Origin of the sequence: Bacillus pfraonensis (assembly GCF_050768835.1) — a bacterium.
In the GTDB taxonomy this organism is placed as follows: Bacteria; Bacillota; Bacilli; order Bacillales; family Bacillaceae_G; genus Bacillus_A; species Bacillus_A pfraonensis.
In genome coordinates, this window is record NZ_JAHCDO010000004.1 from 1 (window position 1) to 22,397 (window position 22,397).

A 22,397-nucleotide genomic window follows, 5' to 3' on the forward strand; every position below is an offset into this window, starting at 1 on the left:
TTTTTTGAAGTTATTTACTTGTGACCGGATTAACTACTGGCGGAATTGGACAGATGTAACTAGCGCCATCTAACCTTTCCTGCAACCCGGCTTTTGCCTGTTCTGTACGAATCAATATCTCGATAGCGACCACTGCTATCATTCTTCCAGCGTGAAGCGTATTTTTCTTAACTAAAACTTTTTGTTTTGTCTTTTGCTGAGTATATTTGCTTGCCTTTGATTTAATTCTTGCATTTGTTCTTGGTCCTTACTAGGAGTATTTAGTGCATCTAAAGGCATGTTGTTGATTTGATGATTTCGTAGATTTTTTTTGTCCATGATATATAGCTCCTTCTCTGATTTAAATTTAGATCCAATCTAATTATTAATGAGTATTTTACATCTTAAGATTAATTTATATACAATAGATATATTGAGAAATCACTTAACTATAATGAGTCTTTTTAATTTATACAATTTTAAAAAGTGGTCAGAAATATGATTCTAAATTACATGCAGCTGTTTGTAGAATTGAGTGGGATAAAGTATTTAAGTTAGAAGTCAAGCAAGAGCCTGTGTTATTAAAGTAAAAGAGCAAGATTGTTGAAGATAGAAGAGTATTTCATTCAAGTGTCAAATGTATTGGAGTAGAGATTAACTTTCTATTATTTTATGGAGGAGTATATGAGACAAAAAACAATAATAATATCTATTTCGGCTATATCTGGTGGAGGTAAGACAACAGTTACAAAGACACTAGCTAATAGACTTAATAACTCTAAGGCTGTTCATTTTGATGATTATGATTTAGAAGGACCAAATGACATTTGTAAATGGGTAGAAAAAGGTGCAAATTATGACGAGTGGAATGTTACTCCCATAATTAAAGACATCAAGTCATTATTAAAGGATTCAATTATAAATTATATTATTTTGGACTATCCGTTTTCGTACCTTAATAATCAGATGAAAGACTTGATAGACATTTCATTTTATATTGACACACCATTAGATATAGCGATGGCAAGAAGATTAATTCGTAATCCTTTGAATTCTATTGATGAAGTCATTTATGAATGCGAGATGTATTTGAGTGCTGGAAGACAGGCATACTTAGAGATGGAGAAAAGTATTAAACCAGATTCGGACTATATAATTGATGGTCAATTGAATATAGAGAATATTGCAGAAGCAATAATAAACAAACTGTAAAACTGATACTAACAGGAATTTTTCTTGAATAAGCAATGAGTTTTTATTCATTTTCCTAAGTCTATTAAAATACCAAATCCCTTACTTTTTTTGTTAAAAGTAGGGATTATTTTTTAGTTGAAGATCTTTCCTTTTTCTCAAAGTACTACACTACATTTAATTTTTGATAAAAATGATAATCTCTAATTCACAAATATTTAATTGACAAATAAAATTTTGGATACTATAATTTATCTTGAATTCGAGATAAATTGTAAAAGGATTGATAATTATGGATAATATGAACGATGAGGATTTATCTCTCAAATTATTTGTTATATTTTCTCGTGCAGGACAGACAATAACAAAGCGCATTGAAGAAGATATAAGAAGCTATGGACTTAATCCAACTGAATTCGCAGTTCTTGAGTTCCTATTTAGTAAAGGTGATCAGCCTATACAAAAAATTGGAGATAAAATATTACTTGCAAGTGGCAGTATTACTTATGTTGTTGATAAGTTAGAGAAGAAGCAATTGTTAATTCGAAAACCATGTCCTAAAGATCGTCGTGTTACGTATGCAGCGATTACTTTAAAAGGAACTGAACTGATGAATGCTATATTCCCTAAGCATAAAGAGGCAATTCAACAAATATTTGGTGGATTGAACTCTATGGAAAAAAGAATGATGATTGAACAATTAAAGAAATTAGGATACAATGCCCAAAAGCAATAATTTTTGGGCTGATATCTCGAATTCAAGATGAAGTGAAGATGCAAGAAATTTTAGACAGGTGAAATTGTTATTTTTTATATTTTATCTCGAATTCGAGATTATTTAACTCAAGATAAATTCTCGTGATGTGAATGTAACTACATCATGTGGATAAGATTAAGTGTAAGCTGATACAAAAGGAATAGGACAATCGTTAAAGTTTAGTGATTAAGATTAATGTTTTTAAATAAAGAAATGAAAGGGAGTATACAAAATGAATAAGAAAATTATGGGGATTCACCATATTACAGCAATCGTAGGTCATCCGCAAGAGAATGTAGATTTTTATACAGGGGTCTTAGGATTACGTTTAGTAAAACAAACGGTAAACTTTGATGATCCAGGTACGTATCATCTTTATTTTGGGAATGAAGGAGGCAAACCAGGGACTATTATTACATTTTTTCCATGGGCAGGTGCTCGACAAGGGATTATAGGAGATGGTCAAGTAGGGGTAACTTCTTATGTTGTTCCGAAAGGTGCTATGGAGTTTTGGGAAAAGAGATTGGAAAAGTTCAATATTTCGTATACAAAAATGGAGCGTTTTGGAGAACAGTATTTAGAATTTGACGATCCTCACGGCTTACATTTAGAGATTGTTGAAAGAGAAGAAGGAGAAGTAAATAATTGGACTTTTGGAGACGTAAAACCAGAAGTTGCGATTAAGGGATTTGGTGGAGCCATTCTGCTATCTGCTCAACCTAGCAAAACTGCAGAGTTATTAGAACAAGTAATGGGATTAGAACGAATTGGAGAAGAGGGAGATTTTGTTCGCTTCCGTTCCTCAGCTGAGATTGGAAATATCATTGATCTAAAACAAACTTCTATAGGACGTGGACAAATGGGAGTTGGTACAGTTCACCATATTGCATGGAGAGCTAGTGATGATCAAGATCAATTGGATTGGAGAGAGCATGTTTCACGCTATGGTTATGGTGTAACACCTGTACGAGATAGAAACTATTTTAACGCGATTTACTTTAGAGAACATGGAGAAATCTTATTTGAAATTGCAACGGATCCTCCAGGATTCGCGCATGATGAATCACAAGAAACTATGGGTGAGAAATTAATGTTGCCTGAACAATATGAGCCACATAGAAAACAGATTGAACAAGTATTACTACCGTTTGAAGTAAGGGAATTAGACTAATTTACGAAAGGAATGATTTCTGTGCTTTCGATCGATCCATCCCAAAATACTGAAAGAGAAAATTATAAGTTTCTAATAGGAAGTATTATTCCAAGGCCGATTGCTTTTGTTACTACAATTTCAAGAGAGCATGTTTTAAATGGTGCACCTTTTAGTTACTTTAATATTGTTTCCTCTAATCCTCCGATGATTTCATTAGCAATTCAACGGTCAGAGGGAAGACAAAAGGATACAGCAAAAAATATTCTCGATAGTAAGGAATTCGTCGTTCATATTGTTGATGAAGAAAATGTAGAAATGGTGAATAAAACTGCTGCTAATTTACCTTCTAATCAAAGTGAAATTGAATTGGCAAATTTCACACCGGTAGAGAGTGAAAAGGTTTCTGTACCAGGGGTACAAGAGGCTAAAATTCGAATGGAGTGTGTACTAGAGAACTCCCTAGAATTAGGCGGTTCAGATTCTCCTGGATGTGATTTGATTATAGGAAAAGTGGTTCAATTCCATATTGAAAGTGAGATTTATGAAAAGGGCAGAATTGATCCAAAAGGATTAGGAGCAGTGAGTCGATTGGCAGGTCATAATTATGCGAAAATAGGTGAGATTTTTTCCATTGAACGCCCCAAATAAAATGAATATAGCCTATTAACGAAATGGAGAGAGAGTTATGCCGAATAAAATAGCAGGGATTCATCATATTTCTGCAATGGTAAATGATGCACAACGAACAATTGATTTTTATGCAGGTGTTCTGGGACTAAGACTAGTAAAAAAGACAATCAATTTTGATCGTCCAGAAGTGTATCATCTGTACTTTGGGAATGAGTCTGGTGAACCAGGAACCGTCATCACCTTTTTTCCATGGCCTAAACAGTTAAAAGGACGAATTGGAACAGGTCAAGTTGGAGTAACCGGTTATATGATTCCAAATGGATCCATGTCATTTTGGAAGAATCGTTTGCAAAAATTCAATATTGAGTTTGCTTCATCAGCTCGTTTTGGGGAAACGTATTTACAATTCCAAGACCCAGATGGTCTCCAAATTGAACTGGTAGAGCGAGAAGGGGGTTCACAAAATACGTGGGGCTTTGGAGGAATTGGGATAGAGAACGCGATTAAAGGGTTTAGTGGTGCTACTTTATATTCTACACAGCCGAATAAAACAGCCCAATTGCTTGAAGAGGTATTTAGATTAGAGTGCATCGGACAAGAGGATGGATTTTTGAGATTTCAATCAGAAGCAGAAGTTGGAAATATAATTGATATTAAATTAACCGCTTCAATCCGAGGTTTAATGGGAGCAGGAACTGTTCATCATATTGCATGGCGAGCAAAGGATGAAAAGGAGCATCAAGAATGGTGGTCTATGCTTCAAGATAAAGGATATTATCCGACTGAAATTCTCAATCGAAATTATTTTAAGGCGCTGTATTTTCATGAAGCAGGTGGCATTTTATTCGAAATAGCAACAGATCCACCGGGTTTTACAGTGGATGAATCGACAGAGAATTTGGGTGAAAGACTTATGTTACCATCTTGGTTAGACCAAAGACGAGAAGAATTAGAAGAACTCTTACCTCCTATTGAGGTGCGGATATTGGAAGGGGATAAATAATGAAACATTTTTTTCATAAAGGGAAGGATTTAACAAAACCAACATTATTACTACTTCATGGTACTGGTGGGAATGAGTTAGATTTATTACCACTTGCGGGCAGAATTGATGAAGAAGCTTCTATATTAACTGTTCGTGGAAATGTATTGGAAAATGGAATGCCTCGTTTCTTCCGAAGATTAGCAGAAGGCGTTTTTGATGAAGAGGATCTTGTTTTTCGTACGAAAGAATTGAACGAATTTCTTGATGAAGCAGCAAAAACATATGACTTTGATAGAGAAAATATAGTAGCAATTGGTTATTCTAATGGCGCAAATATCGCAGCAAGTTTATTATTCCATTATCACAATGCACTGAAAGGTGCCATTCTTCATCACCCTATGGTACCTAGAAGAGGAATAGAGCTTCCTGATTTATCAGGTAAATCTGTATTTATTGCAGCTGGGACAAATGATCCAATCTGTTCACCTATGGAATCGGCAGAATTACAAACCTTATTAGAAAAGGCGAATGCAAATGTATCATTACATTGGGAAAATAGAGGGCATCAGTTGACTGCGAGTGAAGTAGAAGTAGCTGCTCAGTGGTATCAGACTTTTCTAAATGCATGATAAAAAAATTTTATGAAATGGATTATAATTTGAAAAAAGTGAAAAAATAGGTAGGTGTAATGAAATGGGGATTTTATCCAAGTTATTTGGGAATTCATCAATAAAGGAGGAAAAAACGATGGAAAATGTAAAATTAGCAGTGATTTATTACAGCATGGGTGGAACAAACTATCAACTAGCAAAGTGGGCTGAGGAAGGTGCAAAAGAAGTTGGTGCAGAAGTAAAAGTATTAAAAGTGCCAGAATTAGCTCCACAATCTGTAATTGAAGGAAATCCAGCTTGGAAAGCACACATTGAAGCGACTAAGGATGTACCTGAGGTAACATTAAGTGATTTAGAGTGGGCAGATGCAATTATTTTCAGTGTACCAACTCGTTTTGGGAATATGCCTGCACAAATGAAACAATTTTTAGATACAACAGGTGGATTATGGTTCAGTGGAAAACTTGTAAATAAAGTTGTTAGTGCGATGACTTCTGCACAAAACCCTCATGGTGGACAAGAGGCAACAATTTTATCATTATATACTTCAATGTATCATTGGGGAGCAATTGTGGCTGCACCTGGATATACGGATCCTGTAACATTTGGTGCAGGTGGAAATCCATATGGTACTAGTGTTACTGTTGGTCAAGACGGAAAGATGATTGAAGATGTACAGGCAGCTGTAAAACATCAAGCGAAGCGTACAGTAACTGTTGCAGAGTGGGTAAAGAAAGCAAATCAATAAAAAGTACTAAGGAATTTTCTTATTACTGAAATAGCGTACAATTTATTCAAAACACAAACAATCCAGCCTATGTTTTTACTGATAATAAAGGCTGGATTTTATATTTATAAAAGCTTACAGAGACCTTTAGGTAATCATTGAATCAATATGAGATTGGGATATACTACAAGATTTTGCATTTTTGAAAACAAGTTCCCTTGATATATTGACCAAAGGTTAGGTATAAAAATTTTGTGGGAGGAAAGCATTGATGGAAGAGAAAAAAGTAACGTGGCTGGAGCTATTTTTTGATTTAATTTTTGTGGCTGCTATTTCAAAAGCGACACATTTGTTGCTCCATTTAGAACAGGGAATTATTCCATTCGAGTATTTATTAAAATTTATATTAATTTTCGTTCCTATTTGGTGGGCATGGGTAGGCCAATCTTTATACGTTAACAGGTTTGGTAAAGATTGTGTCGCTCAACGATGGTTTATGATTATTCAAATGCTTTTTATCATTTTAATGACGGCCAGCCTATCTGTGAATTTTGATCAGTATTATGTCTCCTTCCTTATAGGGTATGTTGGTATTCGATTTTTTACATCTATGCAATATATATGGATTAGCAAACAAGAAAACGGCTCACGCAAAAAGGCAGCTGAATATTTAGGATATGGATTTTTAATAGGAATTGCAGTATCTTTATGTTCTATTTTCCTTGATTCATGGGTTCGATATCTTATTTTATATCTAGGGATTTTTATTGATATTATTGTCCCTATTTTGGGTCGAAGATACTTGATTAAAGCACCAACAAATACCCCGCATTTATTAGAAAGATTTGGCCTTTTTACTATTATTTTATTTGGGGAATCAATTGTCAGCTTAATTGCTGTTTTGCATCCAGAAAAAGGGAGTTGGGATGCGATTAGCTTTGTGCTTGTATCATTTACAATTGTTATTACTATGTGGTGGCAATATTTCGATAATGTTGAAAAAAAGGTCGATAAAGAATTAGAAACTACTGGGCAAGCAATTATTTATGGGCACTTATTTATTTATATGTCTTTAAGCATAATTGCATCAACTATTCAATTAGCATTTTCACAGGATATTCATTATTTATTTTTAGTAATTTTAGTTTTCATATCTACTTTTATCTATTTCTTGTCAACTACGCTTATTTTTCATAAATATCGATTTGTCAAGAATCGACTGAAGATTTACCATTTAGGTTTATTTATGTGTATTTTGTTTACCTTTTTATTATTTGACCTGTTTATTGTGGTTCCAAACATTCTCATCTTTGTTCAGTTAGCTGTTTTCTTCCTCGTATATACAAAAGTAACAATTTAATAATCTATACTAAATTTATTTTAAATTACATTTGTATTAAAACTAGAAAATTTATAATTTTTCAATGCATATGGTTTGGAAAAATAAGAAATAATGCTAAAGGTATTGATATTTGATTAGTCGAGGTGTAACGAATGGAAAAAGTAAAACTTGCTGTTATTTACTACAGTTCCACAGGTACTAACTATGAATTAGCACAATGGGCAATAGAAGGTGCAAAAGAGTTAGGAGCAGAAGTGAAATTATTAAAAGTTCCTGAACTTGCCCCACAGTCAGCAATCGAGTCGAATCCAGCTTGGAAGAATTACGTTGAAGAAGTCGCAGTTTGTGTCCCTACAGTTTCTCTTGATGATTTAGAATGGGCGGATGCAATTATCTTTAGTGTACCAACTCGTTTTGGAAACATGCCTGCTCAGATGAAACAATTTCTTGATACAACAGGTGGGCTGTGGTTTAATGGAAAACTAGTAAATAAGGTAGTGAGTGCAATGGTCTCAGCACAAAATCCTCATGGAGGACAAGAAGCGACTATTCACTCTTTATATACTACAATGTACCATTGGGGAGCGATTGTAGTAACCCCTGGATATACAGACCCTGTGACATTTGCTGCTGGAGGTAATCCTTATGGAACTAGTGTAACAGTGGATCAAGATGGGAAAATGAAAGAAAATGTACGAGGTGCAGTAAAGCATCAGGCAAAGCGTACCGTAACTGTTGCTGAGATGGTTAAAAAAGCAAATCAATAAGAAAGAGCACCAATCAAGAAGCGAGATTGGTGCTTTTTTGTTTCATTCTTTATTCTCAATAAAATTTTTATATCTTCTATTTGTAAAAAATGAAATTAATTACATTGAATACTTCTTTTCTACTGACAATTATAAAATGAACAAATGTAGTTAGCAGTAGATACTATGAAAGCAGTCTCTTCGATTAATTCGGTGAATGCTTGAGCGTATATGGGTATATTATCAACGTAGAAATATACTAAAAAGAGCATTCTTTATTTCAAGCCATGGGATTGAATATCCTTACAATTAAAGAAACTATACGATCAAGTAATATACAGCCTATTGATATTCTTTGTATTTCTTTTAGTTCAGCAATGTATAGTGTCAGTGCTGTAGATTAACGAGATGTATCACTTGGGCAGATAATAGAAGCTCACGCTGGGCACAGAAAATAAAGAATGAGATGAATGGTCATGAAATTTACCTTCGTACTGGGACATCAATCCATCCTATGTCACCGCTTTTGAAATTAGTTTGGCTTGAGAACGAGCATACAGAATTATTCACAAAAAGCTATAAATTCATTTCTATCAAAGAGTATATTTTGTATAAGTTATTTAAGGAATATGTAATTGATTATTCTATAGCATCTTTTTGAAATTGCGACAGATGGACCAGGATTTACAATTGATAGAGACGTGGAACATTTAGGAGAGAAATTTGATTTACCGCCGTTCTTGGAGGAACAGCGAGTAGAAATTGAAGCAAAATTATCTCCTATTGAAGAGAAGTAATAATGGGAAAATGTTATATTGACAAATCCAAAGGTCTAGAAGAAAAAGTACAACTGTAAAGTATAAATTAAAACTATTGGAGGAATATAAAGTGAACCAACTAAAAGGAATACACCATGTTACAGCTATTACAAGTAGTGCAGAAAAGAACTATGAATTTTTTACTCATGTTTTAGGAATGCGTCTAGTTAAAAAAACGGTAAATCAAGATGATATTCAAACCTATCATTTATTTTTTGCGGATGATAAAGGAAGTGCAGGAACGGACATGACTTTCTTTGACTTCCCAGGCATTCCGAAAGGCGTACACGGTACAAATGAGATTTCAAAGACATCGTTCCGAGTACCAAGTGATGCAGCATTGGAATACTGGGTAAAACGTTTTGATCGTCTCGAAGTGCAACATACTGGAATTAAAGAGCAATTTGGCAAGAAAACTCTCTCTTTCTCTGATTTTGATGATCAACAATATCAATTGATATCAGATGAATTCAATAAAGGGGTGGAATCAGGTACACCTTGGCAAAAGGGGCCAATTCCATTGGAATATGCAATTACTGGTTTAGGACCTGTTTTTGTTCGTATCGCGAATCTTAGTTACTTCAAAGAAATGTTAGAAAAAGTTCTATTATTTAAAGAGAATGATCAAGAAGGAGCATTCCACTTATTTGAAGTAGGAGAAGGTGGAAATGGTGCCTCTGTCATTGTAGAACATAATGTGATTCTTCCTGAAGCCCAACAAGGTTTTGGTACAGTGCACCATGCAGCATTCCGCGTAGAGGATCGCTCCGTATTAGAGGAATGGATTGAGCGGATGAGTAGTTTTGGATTCCATACATCCGGCTATGTAAATCGTCACTTTTTTGAGTCATTATACGCAAGAGTTGTACCACAAATTTTATTTGAGTTTGCGACAGATGGACCTGGTTTTATGGGAGATGAACCTTATGAAACGCTGGGGGAAAAACTATCTTTACCTCCATTCTTAGAGCCAAAACGTGCAGAAATAGAAAAATTAGTTCGCTCAATTGATACAGTGAGAAGCACTAAGGAATTCATTAAAGAGTAAAAAAGAAACATATTTAACCGAATAGATATTTATGAAGAAAATTTGAATATAAAATAACTCTAAAATTGATAATGGAAGTTAATTTTGGAGTTATTTTTTTGTTTTCGTCACTTATGTTTGATTAAAAAAGTATTAGGCTGTGAAAAAATGGTTGTAGACTGAAGGGGTATTTTTCTGTACATGAAAGCACCCTTTGTTAAGATAAAATAAACGTATTGTAAAAACTTTTAAAGTCTCTTCAGAAGATCTTAAGAGACTTCCATTTACATGATTCCCGCTAGCAACAGTACAAGAATAATCTCCAATATTCTGGAGAGAGGCATTATAAAAACTGATTTAAATAAACCCAGTGTATTTTGCCAACTTCCTGTCCAACTTGTAAGCGAACAGTTTAAAATTAATGCAAGAACTGTCAAACTCACATATTGCTGTTTGATATATTGGGAGATGAACACTAAAAGTGTTATTGCAACTGCGACGATTTCGATGTATAGATAAAGGTTGGTTTAGTAGTTTAGAAGAAAGAGTTGGGCGAGATGTAGAAAATAATTTACTGTTAATATCTGCAGACGATGCTAATATTACCTTTATTCGAACAGGTGAGGGGCTCCTACTTGTGTGTATTTAGAAATTAAAGAAACACCAAATGGATCAATTTTAGAATCTGTTTATGATTCTGCAAATCGCGTTATTGGTGAAAAGCGAGATGAAAAAGATTCATTTACATTTGAATGTGATGCGGATGGACAAGTTACGAAAGTCAAAGACCATGTCAATGGTGTAGGTGGAGATGAAAATGTGTAATATATAGATATCATAATTAAGCAAATGTTAAAGATAAATATAATGAGGGTGCAATTATAAATATTCAAAGATATGAAAACATTCATCTCCTTTTATTTTCTTAACTGTTCAATCGCTAAAGGATATGCTGGATTTTTATCAATCTTAACGACACGTGGTGTTGTACAATAGCGAACAGCAAAGGCTTTTTTGAAAAAGCGCTTGGCTGCTTTGGTATTTCTGGATTTACTTAAATAAAAGTCAATCGTATTTCCTCCCGAATCGACTGCACGATATAAGCAGATCCAATGACCTTTGACTTCCACATATGTCTCATTGGCTCGCCAAGAATCATTGGTTGACTTAAGATGATGCCGTACTCGCTTATCTAATTCAGGACTATACTGATTACGTCTCTTTATAGAGTTCTAGTATTGATATGTCCAAGATTTAGAGACTAGTTTCAATTCAGCAGAAATTTTGCACCAAAACCAAATTTTTAATAGAAACTGAATATGAAAATTAATAAAGAAACTACAAGGTAGATTATAGTAGTCTCTTTACTGGTTTTAGCATACTTCTTATTTATAATACATTTTTTAGTGTATATGGTTTATTATAAAAGGTAACTGCCACAAATATAAATATAGAACTAAAGACGGTTAAAATGAATGTTTCTCATAGCGGTATATTAAACCTATATGATACGATAAAAAGATGTATTGAAAGTGGGAATACACCCTCTGCACCGTTTGCACAATAGTTGTAGAAGTAATTTGGTATAGAATACAATAATAGTTCTTAAACATCACATTGAAATACTTCTTAGAGTTTAAAGTAAGGTAGGATTATTAGGATAGAACAGGTGGAATAAATATGGAAAATAATCAAACGAATGAAATTGTAAATAATTGGCTTGCCATTACTAATATTCAAATGGGCATAACTAATGAATTAGAGCGTGCTTTGCAAAAACAATATAATTTATCATTAAATGAGTTTTATGTTCTTTATTTTTTATCTCAAACAATCGATAAAAGGTTAAGACTACAACAATTACAAGAAATGGTTGGATTGAGTCAGAGTGCGATGTCAAGGCTAGTAAATAGATTAGAAGCAAAAAGCTGTGGAGTTTTAGAAAGACATATATGTGAAGATGACCGTAGAGGGATATATACAAGTTTGACTGCAAAAGGCGAAGAAAAATTACAAAATTGTTTGCATACCTTCCACAAGATTATTCATACTACTTTTTCAAATAAACATCTTCAACTTGAAATCCAGTCATTAATACAGAAAATATAATGTAATTTTCACCTTGAATTTAAGCAAAGGAAAATTATATGTATTTGTTTAAATAGGAATGAATAGTTTTTTGCCCAGTAAAATTTACTAGGGCTATTTTTTTAATTTATATTACCACGTATACTTTCAATATTGCTTATGTATGAATACATTGACAAAAAATAAAGCATAATGATAAATTAAATGCATGCGCATACAATTAATTTAAAAGGGGATATTATTATGAATCATTTATTTAGTCCTTATAAATTGAAAGGATTAGAATTAAAAAACCGTGTCGTAATGCCACCAATGTGTCAATATTCAGTTGACAAGGGGGACGGTATTGCAACAGATTGGCATTATTTACATTATGTTAGTAGAGCAATTGGTGGTGCGGGCTTAATTATAATTGAAATGACAGATGTAGAGCCTGATGGCCGAATTACAGATAAGGATTTAGGATTATGGTCAGATGAACAAATTCCAGCTTTAGCACGAATTGTGGAAGCTTGTCATAGGTATGGAACTAAAGTAGGGATTCAAATCGCACATGCTGGAAGGAAAGCGGAAGATGCAGAAATACCTGTTGCACCTTCTTCCATTCCATTTGATGAAAATTCAAAAACACCTAGATCTCTTTCGACAGGTGAAGTAAAAGAGATGATTGAAAAGTTTCGTAGGGCTGTACAACGTGCAGTAAAAGCAGGAGTTGATGTAATTGAAATACATGGTGCACATGGATATTTGATTCATCAATTTCACTCTCCTATAACGAATAAGAGAGAGGATGAATATGGAAAAGAACTCACTAAATTTGGTAGAGAAATTCTCAAAGCTGCTAAATCTGAAATGCCAAGAGATATGCCATTAGTGATGCGTATATCTGCAAAAGAATATGTTGAGGGCGGATATGACATTCAGGAAGGTATTGAATTGGCAAAAGAATACCAAAAAGCAGGAGTTGATATTTTCCACATCAGTTCAGGCGGAGAAGGTCCTATTAGTCCGTTTCGAAAACCAGGTACACATGCAGGCTATCAAGTAACATTAGCAAGAGAAATCAGGAATGCTCTTAATGTTCCAGTTATTGCAGTTGGAAGATTAGATGAAGCGGTGTTAGCAGATACTGTTATTGGAAATGGGGATGCAGATCTTGTAGCAGTAGGACGAGGGATGCTACGTAATCCTTATTGGACACTAGAAGCATCTAGTAAACTAAAAAAAGAAATTAATGTACCAGCACAGTACATAGCTGGTTTTTGAGATGAGTTTTATTTATGCAATTCCCAAATGGAATAAAAAAGTTATTCTCAATAACAAGTGGATTATTTTTTCGTGTATGAAATTTGATTTTTTGATGTTGAAATAAATATGAAGCGTTTTTTGGCTCTATAGCCACATACTATTCTTTAAAAATCAGATAAAAAGAGAAAATTTCATCTTTTCAACATTTCTAACAACCATCTATCAGTAATCAGATAGATGGTTGTTGTATTTGAAACAAAATAATCAATGTAATTTATTATTTTAATATAAAGTTATTTAAGGGTTGACTGATTTTCTTAAGTTACATCTATACATACTCCATTTGATATATAGAATGAATGGTTCGGGTTTGAAAATTTCATCTGACTTGAAACTAATTTCTAAACCTTGGAAATACTGATACTATTACTTTAAAACAAAGTGTGTGATCGGTATAAAAAGGAAAAATTGTTCAAATAGAAGCACTATCAGTTTGATGTTGTTTTATTTACAGCACAACCTAAGTTTTCAGGGTTTGGTAGAAATAATGGAAGGATGAGGCTTATCTATCGCTCATACGACCATCATGCGTTAGGTTCATCAATATGAACCTAAATTAATAGAAACAAAAAAGTATCTATAGAACTTTTTTGTTTCTATAGCACTAAAAAGTGCGTAATTTTCTTTGTAATTAATATATCTCATAATAGTATTTGTCAGTTGGCTTTCGCTTTACTCTGTTGTTTTTATAAGTAATTTCAATGATACGTAAAGCGATGATTAGGAAGAGATAAAATAACTTTAGATAAAACTGAAGTATATTGGCAATTGGAATAACAAAGTTTATCGGTGTAGGATAGTTACCACTTATATTTCAATGTTTACAAATTTCTGTTAGAACTGCGGGTTTAATGGTAGTTTCTTAAAACTTTTTAGTAGGAGATGTTTATATGGTTGAAGAACTTTTTTATAAAAAAATACTCAAAAATCTCTTTTCAGACCCTGTTCAAATTAAACTTTGGAATGGAGAGACCATACAATAGGGCGAAGGGGAACCTCAATTTTATGTAACATTCCATAAGCCTCTATCAAAAAAGGAGATTGCTAAGGACCCTTCTATCGCATTCGGTGAGGCATATTTGAATGGTGATCTTGAAATACAAGGTGACCTTGAAAAAGCAATTCAATCTATTTATAAAAGGCAGGATAGCTTTTTAGGTAATAGTAAATTGCAATATTTCAAAAGTAAATGGAATTTCTCAAAACAAAAAAATAAAGAAGATATTGCTCACCATTATGATATTGGGAACGATTTCTATAAACTATGGCTTGATGAAACAATGACATATTCTTGTGCGTATTTCCAAAGCGATACCGATTCCCTAATAACAGCTCAACATAATAAAGTTAATCATATTTTAAAGAAGTTAAATCTTCAGAAAGGTGATACTTTATTGGACATTGGTTGTGGATGGGGTGAGCTGATTACGGCTGCCGCGAAACAATATGGCGTTAAAGCAATGGGAGTAACATTAAGTGAGGAGCAATATGCAAAGACTTCCGAGCGAATTAAGCGAGAGGGACTTACAGATTTAGTTGAAGTATCTTTACTCGATTACCGTGATATTCAGAATCGTAAATTTAATAAAATTGTTAGTGTAGGCATGATTGAACATGTAGGAAAGGACAACATTACGCAATACTTTGAGACAGTGAATAAACTACTAAATGACGGTGGAATTTCTCTTCTGCATTGTATTACTTCTCCAACTAATGGTGGCGCTACGAATGGTTGGATTGAAAAATATATATTCCCTGGTGGATATGTTCCTGCTGTTAACGAATTAATCACGAACATGACAAACGAACAATTTTTTATTGTTGATGTTGAAAGCTTACGTAGACATTACGGTAAAACATTACAGCATTGGTCTCAAAATTTTGAAAATGTATTGGAGGAAGTTCGCAAAACGAAAGATGAGCGATTCATTCGTATGTGGCGCTTATATTTAAATGCATGTGCAGCTTCATTCTTTACAGGTAATATTGATTTACATCAATTTGTATTTATAAAAGGCATTAATGATACAATTCCTATGACACGCTCTTATATGTATGAATAAGAGAATATAATCTAATAGCTCTTCACTTATCAAGTTCAAGCAATGTATAAATTCATAGCTCCATAACCTATAGTAAAAGGTCGGGATGAAAATCGAAAATGATTTTTGTCTCGACCTTTTTTATTTAATATTTAGGGGCTTTTCAGCATGTTGAAAATGTAAATTGCTTTTGCGATTTCTATAACTATAAGAGATAGCGGGAGACTAATGGAGAATAAAATTGAAATAATACGTAAAGAAATGGACATGACTCAAGTGTAGTGTATAAAAGTGTGTGATATTACGCGGCAAACGGTCACCGCGATAGAGAATAATAAAAATAGTTGGCATTTGCATACTACAAGTTCATGATTTGTTTAATATATAATTTAAAAAACAAAACTATATACTTTTTATTATGAAAATATATAATAAATATAGGAACGAAAATTTATGAGCAAGGAAGTTGAAGAACATGACATTAACAATGGGCTTTATCGGGTTTGGGAAATCAGCTAACCGTTATCACTTACCTTATGTAAAAACACGTAAAAATATAAAAGTAAAAACAATTTTTGCCCGACATATTAATGAAGAATTAGCGGCTCCATATCAGGAAAAAGGTGTTTACTTCACCACTGATTTGGACGAATTGTTGAATGACAAAGAAATTCAATTAGTGACGATCTGTACGCCAGCACACACGCATTACGAATTGGCAAAAAAAGTTATACTTGCTGGGAAATCAGTTATCGTTGAAAAACCATTTTGCGATACGGTTGAACATGCTAAAGAATTATTAGCTTTAGGGCGTGAAAAAGGTGTAGTAGTTATGCCTTACCAAAACCGCCGTTTTGATGGTGATTTCTTAGCTGTGAAACAAGTTGTTGAACAAGGATTCCTTGGTGATATTATTGAGGTTGAATCGCACATTGATTACTTCCGCCCTGGTTCAATCACTCACGAAGGTCCAAAAGATGAAGGTTCATTTTACAGTTTAGGTATCCATACGATGGACCGCATGATTTCACTATTCGGTCGTCCGGATACGGTGACATACGATATTCGCAATAATGAAGTGGAAGGTGCGGTTGATAACTATTTCGATGTTGGTCTACATTACGGAAATCAATTGAAAATTAAACTGAAAACCAACCATGTTGTAGCAAAAGATTATCCGCGCTTTATCGTTCATGGAACAAACGGATCATTTATTAAATATGGTGAAGATCAGCAGGAAAATGATTTGAAAGCAGGTATTATGCCTGAGAGTGCAGGGTTTGGTGAAGATTCACCGATGTACTATGGAGTTGCTAAATATCGCAACGCGAACGGTGACTGGATTGAAAAGCAAATTAAAACGCCGCTTGGTGATTACGGTCGCTTCTATGATGCAGCGTATGAAACAATCGTAAATGGTGCAACAAAACTTGTGAAAGACGAAGAAGCGGTAACGAATATTGAAATCTTGGAAAACGGATTTGCTGCATTATCACCTTCAGTTTACAAACTTGAGGCTTTAAATTGGAACGAATAGAAGGTAGCTAAGCAGAAAATAAAGCATAAAGGGGGTAGGGGAATGGCAAGCGGATCAACTCAAGTAAAATACCTCGGCATTTATCAAAAAATTAAACAGCAAATTTTAGACGGCGAGTATAAAATTAACGAAAAAATCCCAAGTAGCCCCGTCCTTGCTGAAGAATTCGGCGTTTCAACTCTTACCATTAAAAAGGCGCTGGACCTGCTAGTTAGAGACGGCTATATCATCCGCCGGCGCGGCAGCGGAACGGTGGTTCAAGATTGGCGTCAGCAGGAAAAGGCACGAATGATTCAAACTTTAACAGGTACAAAAGCTGTTTACGGCAGTGAGGTAGAAAGTAAAATTATCGAGTTTATGATTGTCGGTGCCGATGAAATCATTGCTGAAAAATTGGGGATTTCAGTCGACGATTTTGTCTATAAAATCATTCGCCTCCGTATCATTCACAGTATTCCGACGATTATGGAGCATACATGGATGCCAATTTCGGTCATACCAGGTATTGAAGCTTCGGTTTTAGAGCAGTCGATATACTCGCACATTCAAAAAAAACTTGGTCTTGAAGTGGGGACATCCGTTGTCAGGGTAAAAGGAATTCGTCCAGATGATAGGGAAAAGCAGTTTATGAACTTAACCAATCAGGACTTCCTAATGCGAGTTGAACAGGTAGCCTACTTGACGGATGGACGCACTTTCGAATACTCTTACGCCGACCATCTGCCAGAAACCTTTGAATTTGAAACAGTCATTACTGCAAAAAATTATAAAGAGTCATAAACGTAAACAGGTTGGGATGAGTTTTGTCCTGACCTGTTTTTTTATGTCTTCAATATATTTTACACATTCAATGGAACGATTCAGGATCTATATAAACAGAGACGGAATCTTAAATCAGATTCCGTCTCTTCTATGTGCATAGAATTATAAAATTAGTATCACTTTCTTCATACTAACAGCCAAACAGTCATTTTTGGTATGAAAATTGAGTATTTAAATCAGATTGTAAAGTAAATAATGAAAAATAATATGTTCATTATTCGTCGGTTGTAATAAGCATGGACGTGTTCCCGTTTTTTTCAAGATGAACTTCTCCCCAAGTGCAGAGGGAATCGAGTATGGATCCTAAAGACGAACCGTAATCTGTTAAAGAATACTCCACTTTCGGTGGTACTTGGTCATATACTTTTCTTTGAATTACACCGTCTTCTTCTAGTTCACGTAATTGTTGTGTTAACATCTTTTGTGTAATACCAGGCATTAAACGTTTTAATTCGCTCGTTCTTTTTGTACCTTTCTTTAAATGACAAAGGATAACAACTTTCCACCAATAACTTCTAAAGTAGCCTCTACAGGAATATTGTATGTTTTCATTAAAAAAACCTCCTTTGATGAATTTAGATTACAGTTTTGGGGCTAAATACGTTTTCGTACTAAAATTATTTCTTTTTGGTACCTATAACACTTTAAAGTACGTACTTTTTATTGTGCTAAATATAGTTCATAATAATCGATGTAAGAGAGGGAGTAAGCAGAAATGTATTAGAAAGTTCATATGTTACTTTTTAGTACCTATAACACTTTAAAGTGCGTACTTTTTATTATGTTAAATATATTCAATAATAGCACATGTAAGTAAGAAATGAATAAAATATACTTTAAAGTACATTTGGAATTGGTTAGCATCCATTTTATTGGGAAAGTCACACAAAAGAAAACGATTTGTTACGTGGATAGAATTAATCCAACATTTAACAGTTGATTAATAGAACTGTAAAGTTTAAATTTACAGTATGTTTTTTGGAAGTAAATTGCCATTGTCAATAAAATGTAGTTACATTAATTTTATTGAAGTAGCATTTTAAAAAGAAATGGATAGTTAAGATAAATTAAATATTGCCGAATAAATAACATTACGTGAATTTGATTCTAAACTGTAATTTTTTTTAATACATTTGATAAAAAATATTAAAGGAGTGTGTAAAATATGGTAATTCTATATACGACACCAAGCTGTGGTTCATGCCGGAAAGCAAAAGCATGGCTTGAGGAGCATCAAATTGATTATATTGAAAAAAAAATCGTATCAAATTCTATGACGGTCGATGAACTTAAATCAATTCTTCGTTTAACTGAAGATGGTGCTACTGAAATTATTTCAACTAGATCCAAAACTTTTCAGGAATTAAATATAAATATCGAGGCGCTTTCGCTTAATGAATTTTATAAATTAATAATTGAGTATCCTCAAATGTTGCGCCGGCCAATTATGCTGGACGAAAAAAGATTGCAGATTGGTTTTAATGAGGAAGAAATTCGTAAATTTATACCACGTAGTGTTCGAACATTTTTGAACATTGAATTGCAAAAATTGGCTAATTAATAAGTGATATTTTTAAGTAAAAGTTTTTTGAAAGGAGGAAACAGGAGATGATTGAAGTATTTGTTACAGTTAATTATAACAATAGAAATTATCAAACAAATGTTATTGTGAGCAAAGATACGATATGGACAAAAATTAAACAGTTGGCAGAAGAACAAGTCAAGAAACAGTGGAATTTTTAAATGTATGTTCAGACTTAAAAACAGTGATGATAAAAAGGTTGTTTAAATTTGATTATTCAAAAATTAAAACAAATTTATGATATAGATTTTAACTAAATCCAGAACTATTCAGAAATTAAATATAAATAAGGGGAAATTTTTTGAAAGGAGGAAGCAGGAGATGATTGAAGTATTCGTTACAGTTAATTATAACAATAGAAATTATCAAACAAATGTTATTGTGAGCAAAGATACGATATGGACAAAAATTAAACAGTTGGCAGAAGAACAAGTTAAGAAACAGTGGAGTTTTTAAATGTATGTTCAAACTTAAAAAGAATAAATGATAAAAGGTAGTTCAAAAAGCTAAATGAAACTAATAGTCATAGGTGAGCTCGTATAGAATATGAAGGAATTTATTTCTTCAACGTAAGAATTATTCATATATATTTTAACGTTCACAAACCTATCTATAATATTTGTGGCTACAGTATGTTAATAAGCGAGAAATAATATTTTATATCGTAGGAGGAAAACCATGAACAGCGACTTTACCTTGGCCATTCACAGTTTAACTTATCTAGCTATACAGCCAGACCGGATGTCAACAAGTAATGCTATTTCAGAAAGTGCAGGTGTTCACCCAGTACGCATTCGCAAAGTGCTTAGTTTGTTAAAAAAACACAAGTTTATACAATCAAAAGAGGGAACTGGTGGCGGTTTTATTTTTGCTCGGGATTTAAGTGAAGTTAATCTTTGGCATATTTATCAGATAACCTCAGAAGGTGCTTTGCAACCTAAGTGTCCTGAATCAAATGAACAGTGTATTGTAGGTTCGAATATGCGAAAAGTCCTTTTTACTATTTTCTTAGGTGCTGAAGAACATCTAGGTGAATATTTAAAGAACTATACAATGAAAGAAGTTTTTGATCTTATCAATAAAGAACGATAAGCGATTTGAATGTTATATAGCCGTGGATTTCTTAACACTTAAGTGTAACGGAAAATATTACAGTTGAATTTAGTTTTTATATTTTGTTTGTCGGTACTAAAAATTAAGAAATTATTTTATTAATACAAAAATTATTTGTAAGAAGGTGAAAAAGTATGATGTCAAATAATAATCATATTTTAAAAATAGGAGATTGGGTTCGTGGAATATCAAATGAAGGTGAATTAATAGTTGGTTACATTGCATCACTTGATGACGTAGATGGCGTAGTTACAGTTATTATTGTGAAACGTGACAACAAGTACACAATAAACGAAACAATTTCATTTTTTAGTAAACACGTTAACAAACTCCCTGAATCAAAGGCAATAAATAAGGAACAAATTTTGTTTCTTATAGATCTAGCATTATTAACTGGAGATGAAGAATGGTTTATTGAGCTTTCTTCAAAATTAAACTCGATAAAAGAGCTAGTTAATGGGAGATTTTAAAAAGCTCCATTAAATCAGGGGATCTAGATGAAGTGTAGTAATATGATTTGCAAACTTAAGTTAAGAGGTAGGATACCATAATGAAATAGAATATGATTTGGTGAACAAAGTATGCGGGATAGCCTGAAAAGGTCTATCCTGTTTTTTTATAATTAACAATAATTTATTTCGCCCTATATTGGATTTTCTCCACATACCCATCAAATTTTATAGCACCTCAGAACGAAATTTTGTATTAAAGTAATTGTCTTTCTCTAAAAAGTGTATAGGAATTCAATAATATATATCCTAAATTTCGGTTTTTATATTTTGAAAATTATTTCTTTTCATCTACATCAATCATTTATCACAATAGCTTTCGTGTCTAAAATAAGATCTTTCAATAAAGAGGAATATATGTATTCAGTTGCAATTCAGTTGCACTTACAAATACTGCAAGTAGTTTTATCGTGAATCAATTGCACATGAAAGAGCCTCCAAGGGCCATTTTATCGCTTGTATTAGTGTTTGGTCTTATAGCTATACTAAATTTTGGTCAAGATATTACTGTAAAGATAATGAGCATGCTAGTATATCCTTTCATAGCTTCTTTACTTTTTATCGCAATATCTTTGATTCCACAGTGGAATACGTCAATGCTTAGTTTTTCAAGTGTTTCTACTGCTTCAACAGGAACAGGATATTTTGGAACGATATGGATGATACTACCAATCATAGTATTCTCATTTAATCATTCTCCTCTTATTTCATCATTTGTTGTGAAACAGAGGGTTACGTATGGAATAGAAGCTACTGATGCCAAATGTGCTCAAATACAAAAAGTTTGTTATATCATGACATTTGTTGTTATGTTCTTTGTTTGGAGCAGTGCGCTGAGTTTGACCCCAGATGATTTAAAAATGGCAAAAGAACAGAACTTATCAATTCTTTCATATCTTGCTAATGAGCTTAATTCGCCTGTAATTACTATTGCAGCTCCAATCATTGCTTTTGTGGCTATTACAAAGTCTTTCCTTGGTCATTTATATAGGAGCATATGAGGTAATGCGTGACATGATTATGAAGTTTGGTAAAACACGTGGAAAAGATATAGAAGAAAAAACAATTAAGACAATGACCCTTACTTTTGTCGTATTAACATGCTGGTTTGTTGCTTATACAAATCCAAGTATTCTTGAACTTATTGATTCTCTTAGCGGTCCGTTAGTTGCTGCTATCTTATGTCTATTACCGATGTATGCAATCCGTAAAGTACCAGTACTAGCTAAATACAGAGGGAAAATGAGCAATGTATTTGTCATTGTTGTAGGTGTACTTACTGTCCTAGCAAGTATTAAGTCATTATTCTAATTCACTATAGTTGGTTTTGGTGCAAAAATAGTGGGACATGAAAAATTCCTAGTAGAATTGAATTTTATTTATTTTGTTAAATGAAAAAGTTTTTGGACAAACTTCTCACATTGGAGCGT

The 22,397-nt window shown here is 33.3% G+C and carries 21 protein-coding genes and 6 pseudogenes; 24 read left to right on the forward strand and 3 right to left on the reverse strand.

Annotation, left to right across the window (positions count from 1 at the left end; all coding sequences use genetic code 11):
- Nucleotides 1–171: 171 nt before the first annotated feature.
- Entirely contained in the window at nt 172–318 is a 147-nt protein-coding gene (locus KFD70_RS04635; RefSeq protein ID WP_336451030.1) for a hypothetical protein, read from the reverse strand.
- A gap of 345 nt (nt 319–663) precedes the next feature.
- Between KFD70_RS04635 and KFD70_RS04640 the strand changes: the two genes are divergently transcribed.
- From KFD70_RS04640 to KFD70_RS04700, 13 genes and pseudogenes are all read left to right on the forward strand, one after another.
- Entirely contained in the window at nt 664–1,191 is a 528-nt protein-coding gene (locus KFD70_RS04640) for a nucleoside/nucleotide kinase family protein (RefSeq protein WP_336451031.1), read from the forward strand.
- Between the two features lie 271 nt (nt 1,192–1,462).
- Nucleotides 1,463–1,906, forward strand: a complete 444-nt coding sequence (locus KFD70_RS04645; protein ID WP_336451032.1) for a MarR family winged helix-turn-helix transcriptional regulator — start codon at nt 1,463–1,465, stop codon at nt 1,904–1,906.
- 253 nt (nt 1,907–2,159) lie between these two features.
- Nucleotides 2,160–3,098 carry a ring-cleaving dioxygenase gene (locus KFD70_RS04650; RefSeq protein ID WP_336451033.1) on the forward strand — a complete coding sequence of 313 codons (939 nt, stop codon included), beginning with the start codon at nt 2,160–2,162 and terminating at the stop codon, nt 3,096–3,098.
- Nucleotides 3,099–3,119: 21 nt separating this feature from the next.
- Nucleotides 3,120–3,728: a flavin reductase family protein gene (locus KFD70_RS04655; protein WP_336451034.1), complete on the forward strand. Its 609-nt coding sequence runs from the start codon at nt 3,120–3,122 to the stop codon at nt 3,726–3,728.
- Nucleotides 3,729–3,765: 37 nt separating this feature from the next.
- Nucleotides 3,766–4,713: a ring-cleaving dioxygenase gene (locus tag KFD70_RS04660; protein ID WP_336451035.1), complete on the forward strand. Its 948-nt coding sequence runs from the start codon at nt 3,766–3,768 to the stop codon at nt 4,711–4,713.
- The gene (locus tag KFD70_RS04665) at nt 4,713–5,324 is read left to right on the forward strand and encodes an alpha/beta hydrolase (RefSeq protein WP_336451036.1); all 612 of its coding nucleotides are present in this window, start codon (nt 4,713–4,715) and stop codon (nt 5,322–5,324) included. The genes KFD70_RS04660 and KFD70_RS04665 overlap by 1 nt, the downstream gene beginning before the upstream one ends.
- A gap of 64 nt (nt 5,325–5,388) precedes the next feature.
- Entirely contained in the window at nt 5,389–6,054 is a 666-nt protein-coding gene (gene wrbA, locus KFD70_RS04670) for an NAD(P)H:quinone oxidoreductase (protein WP_336451037.1), read from the forward strand.
- Nucleotides 6,055–6,304: 250 nt separating this feature from the next.
- Nucleotides 6,305–7,393, forward strand: coding sequence for a low temperature requirement protein A (locus tag KFD70_RS04675; RefSeq protein ID WP_336451038.1), 1,089 nt, complete (start codon nt 6,305–6,307; stop codon nt 7,391–7,393).
- Between the two features lie 134 nt (nt 7,394–7,527).
- Nucleotides 7,528–8,142 carry an NAD(P)H:quinone oxidoreductase gene (gene wrbA / locus KFD70_RS04680; RefSeq protein WP_336451039.1) on the forward strand — a complete coding sequence of 205 codons (615 nt, stop codon included), beginning with the start codon at nt 7,528–7,530 and terminating at the stop codon, nt 8,140–8,142.
- A 278-nt stretch (nt 8,143–8,420) separates the two neighbouring features.
- A pseudogene (locus tag KFD70_RS04685) lies at nt 8,421–8,776 on the forward strand (FGGY family carbohydrate kinase); the annotation flags it as partial.
- A pseudogene (locus KFD70_RS04690) lies at nt 8,775–8,918 on the forward strand (ring-cleaving dioxygenase); the annotation flags it as partial. The pseudogenes KFD70_RS04685 and KFD70_RS04690, both read left to right, overlap by 2 nt.
- 91 nt (nt 8,919–9,009) lie before the next feature.
- On the forward strand, nt 9,010–9,987 hold the full coding sequence (locus KFD70_RS04695; protein WP_336451040.1) for a ring-cleaving dioxygenase: 978 nt from the start codon (nt 9,010–9,012) through the stop codon (nt 9,985–9,987).
- Between the two features lie 618 nt (nt 9,988–10,605).
- The gene (locus KFD70_RS04700) at nt 10,606–10,791 is read left to right on the forward strand and encodes a hypothetical protein (RefSeq protein WP_336451411.1); all 186 of its coding nucleotides are present in this window, start codon (nt 10,606–10,608) and stop codon (nt 10,789–10,791) included.
- Between the two features lie 95 nt (nt 10,792–10,886).
- On the opposite strand, the pseudogene KFD70_RS04705 reads toward KFD70_RS04700, so the two are convergent.
- A pseudogene (locus KFD70_RS04705) lies at nt 10,887–11,180 on the reverse strand (DDE-type integrase/transposase/recombinase); the annotation flags it as partial.
- Between the two features lie 466 nt (nt 11,181–11,646).
- On the opposite strand from KFD70_RS04705, the gene KFD70_RS04710 reads away from it, so the two are divergent.
- From KFD70_RS04710 to KFD70_RS04730, 5 genes and pseudogenes are all read left to right on the forward strand, one after another.
- On the forward strand, nt 11,647–12,075 hold the full coding sequence (locus KFD70_RS04710; protein ID WP_336451041.1) for a MarR family winged helix-turn-helix transcriptional regulator: 429 nt from the start codon (nt 11,647–11,649) through the stop codon (nt 12,073–12,075).
- 222 nt (nt 12,076–12,297) lie between these two features.
- Entirely contained in the window at nt 12,298–13,320 is a 1,023-nt protein-coding gene (locus tag KFD70_RS04715; RefSeq protein ID WP_336451042.1) for an NADH:flavin oxidoreductase/NADH oxidase, read from the forward strand.
- Nucleotides 13,321–14,252: 932 nt separating this feature from the next.
- Nucleotides 14,253–15,425 (forward strand): annotated as a pseudogene (locus tag KFD70_RS04720) (cyclopropane-fatty-acyl-phospholipid synthase).
- 454 nt (nt 15,426–15,879) lie between these two features.
- Entirely contained in the window at nt 15,880–16,941 is a 1,062-nt protein-coding gene (locus tag KFD70_RS04725) for an oxidoreductase (RefSeq protein WP_336451043.1), read from the forward strand.
- Between the two features lie 42 nt (nt 16,942–16,983).
- A complete protein-coding gene (locus tag KFD70_RS04730) occupies nt 16,984–17,721 on the forward strand; it encodes a GntR family transcriptional regulator (RefSeq protein WP_336451044.1) in 738 nt (245 codons plus the stop codon).
- A gap of 256 nt (nt 17,722–17,977) precedes the next feature.
- On the opposite strand, the pseudogene KFD70_RS04735 reads toward KFD70_RS04730, so the two are convergent.
- A pseudogene (locus tag KFD70_RS04735) lies at nt 17,978–18,315 on the reverse strand (winged helix-turn-helix transcriptional regulator).
- A gap of 613 nt (nt 18,316–18,928) precedes the next feature.
- Here KFD70_RS04735 and spxA point away from each other — a divergent pair.
- The 6 genes and pseudogenes from spxA to KFD70_RS04765 form a co-directional block, all read left to right on the forward strand.
- Nucleotides 18,929–19,324 (forward strand): transcriptional regulator SpxA, encoded by a 396-nt coding sequence (spxA, locus tag KFD70_RS04740; protein WP_336451045.1) that lies wholly within the window; start codon nt 18,929–18,931, stop codon nt 19,322–19,324.
- A 47-nt stretch (nt 19,325–19,371) separates the two neighbouring features.
- The gene (locus tag KFD70_RS04745) at nt 19,372–19,506 is read left to right on the forward strand and encodes a BA3454 family stress response protein (RefSeq protein ID WP_336451046.1); all 135 of its coding nucleotides are present in this window, start codon (nt 19,372–19,374) and stop codon (nt 19,504–19,506) included.
- A 160-nt stretch (nt 19,507–19,666) separates the two neighbouring features.
- On the forward strand, nt 19,667–19,801 hold the full coding sequence (locus KFD70_RS04750; RefSeq protein WP_336451047.1) for a BA3454 family stress response protein: 135 nt from the start codon (nt 19,667–19,669) through the stop codon (nt 19,799–19,801).
- Between the two features lie 222 nt (nt 19,802–20,023).
- Nucleotides 20,024–20,437, forward strand: coding sequence for an Rrf2-family transcriptional regulator SaiR (gene saiR / locus KFD70_RS04755; protein WP_336451048.1), 414 nt, complete (start codon nt 20,024–20,026; stop codon nt 20,435–20,437).
- Nucleotides 20,438–20,592: 155 nt separating this feature from the next.
- Nucleotides 20,593–20,928: an IDEAL domain-containing protein gene (locus KFD70_RS04760; RefSeq protein WP_336451049.1), complete on the forward strand. Its 336-nt coding sequence runs from the start codon at nt 20,593–20,595 to the stop codon at nt 20,926–20,928.
- A gap of 413 nt (nt 20,929–21,341) precedes the next feature.
- Nucleotides 21,342–22,278: pseudogene (locus KFD70_RS04765) on the forward strand (SLC5/6 family protein); the annotation flags it as partial.
- Between the last annotated feature and the right edge of the window lie 119 nt (nt 22,279–22,397).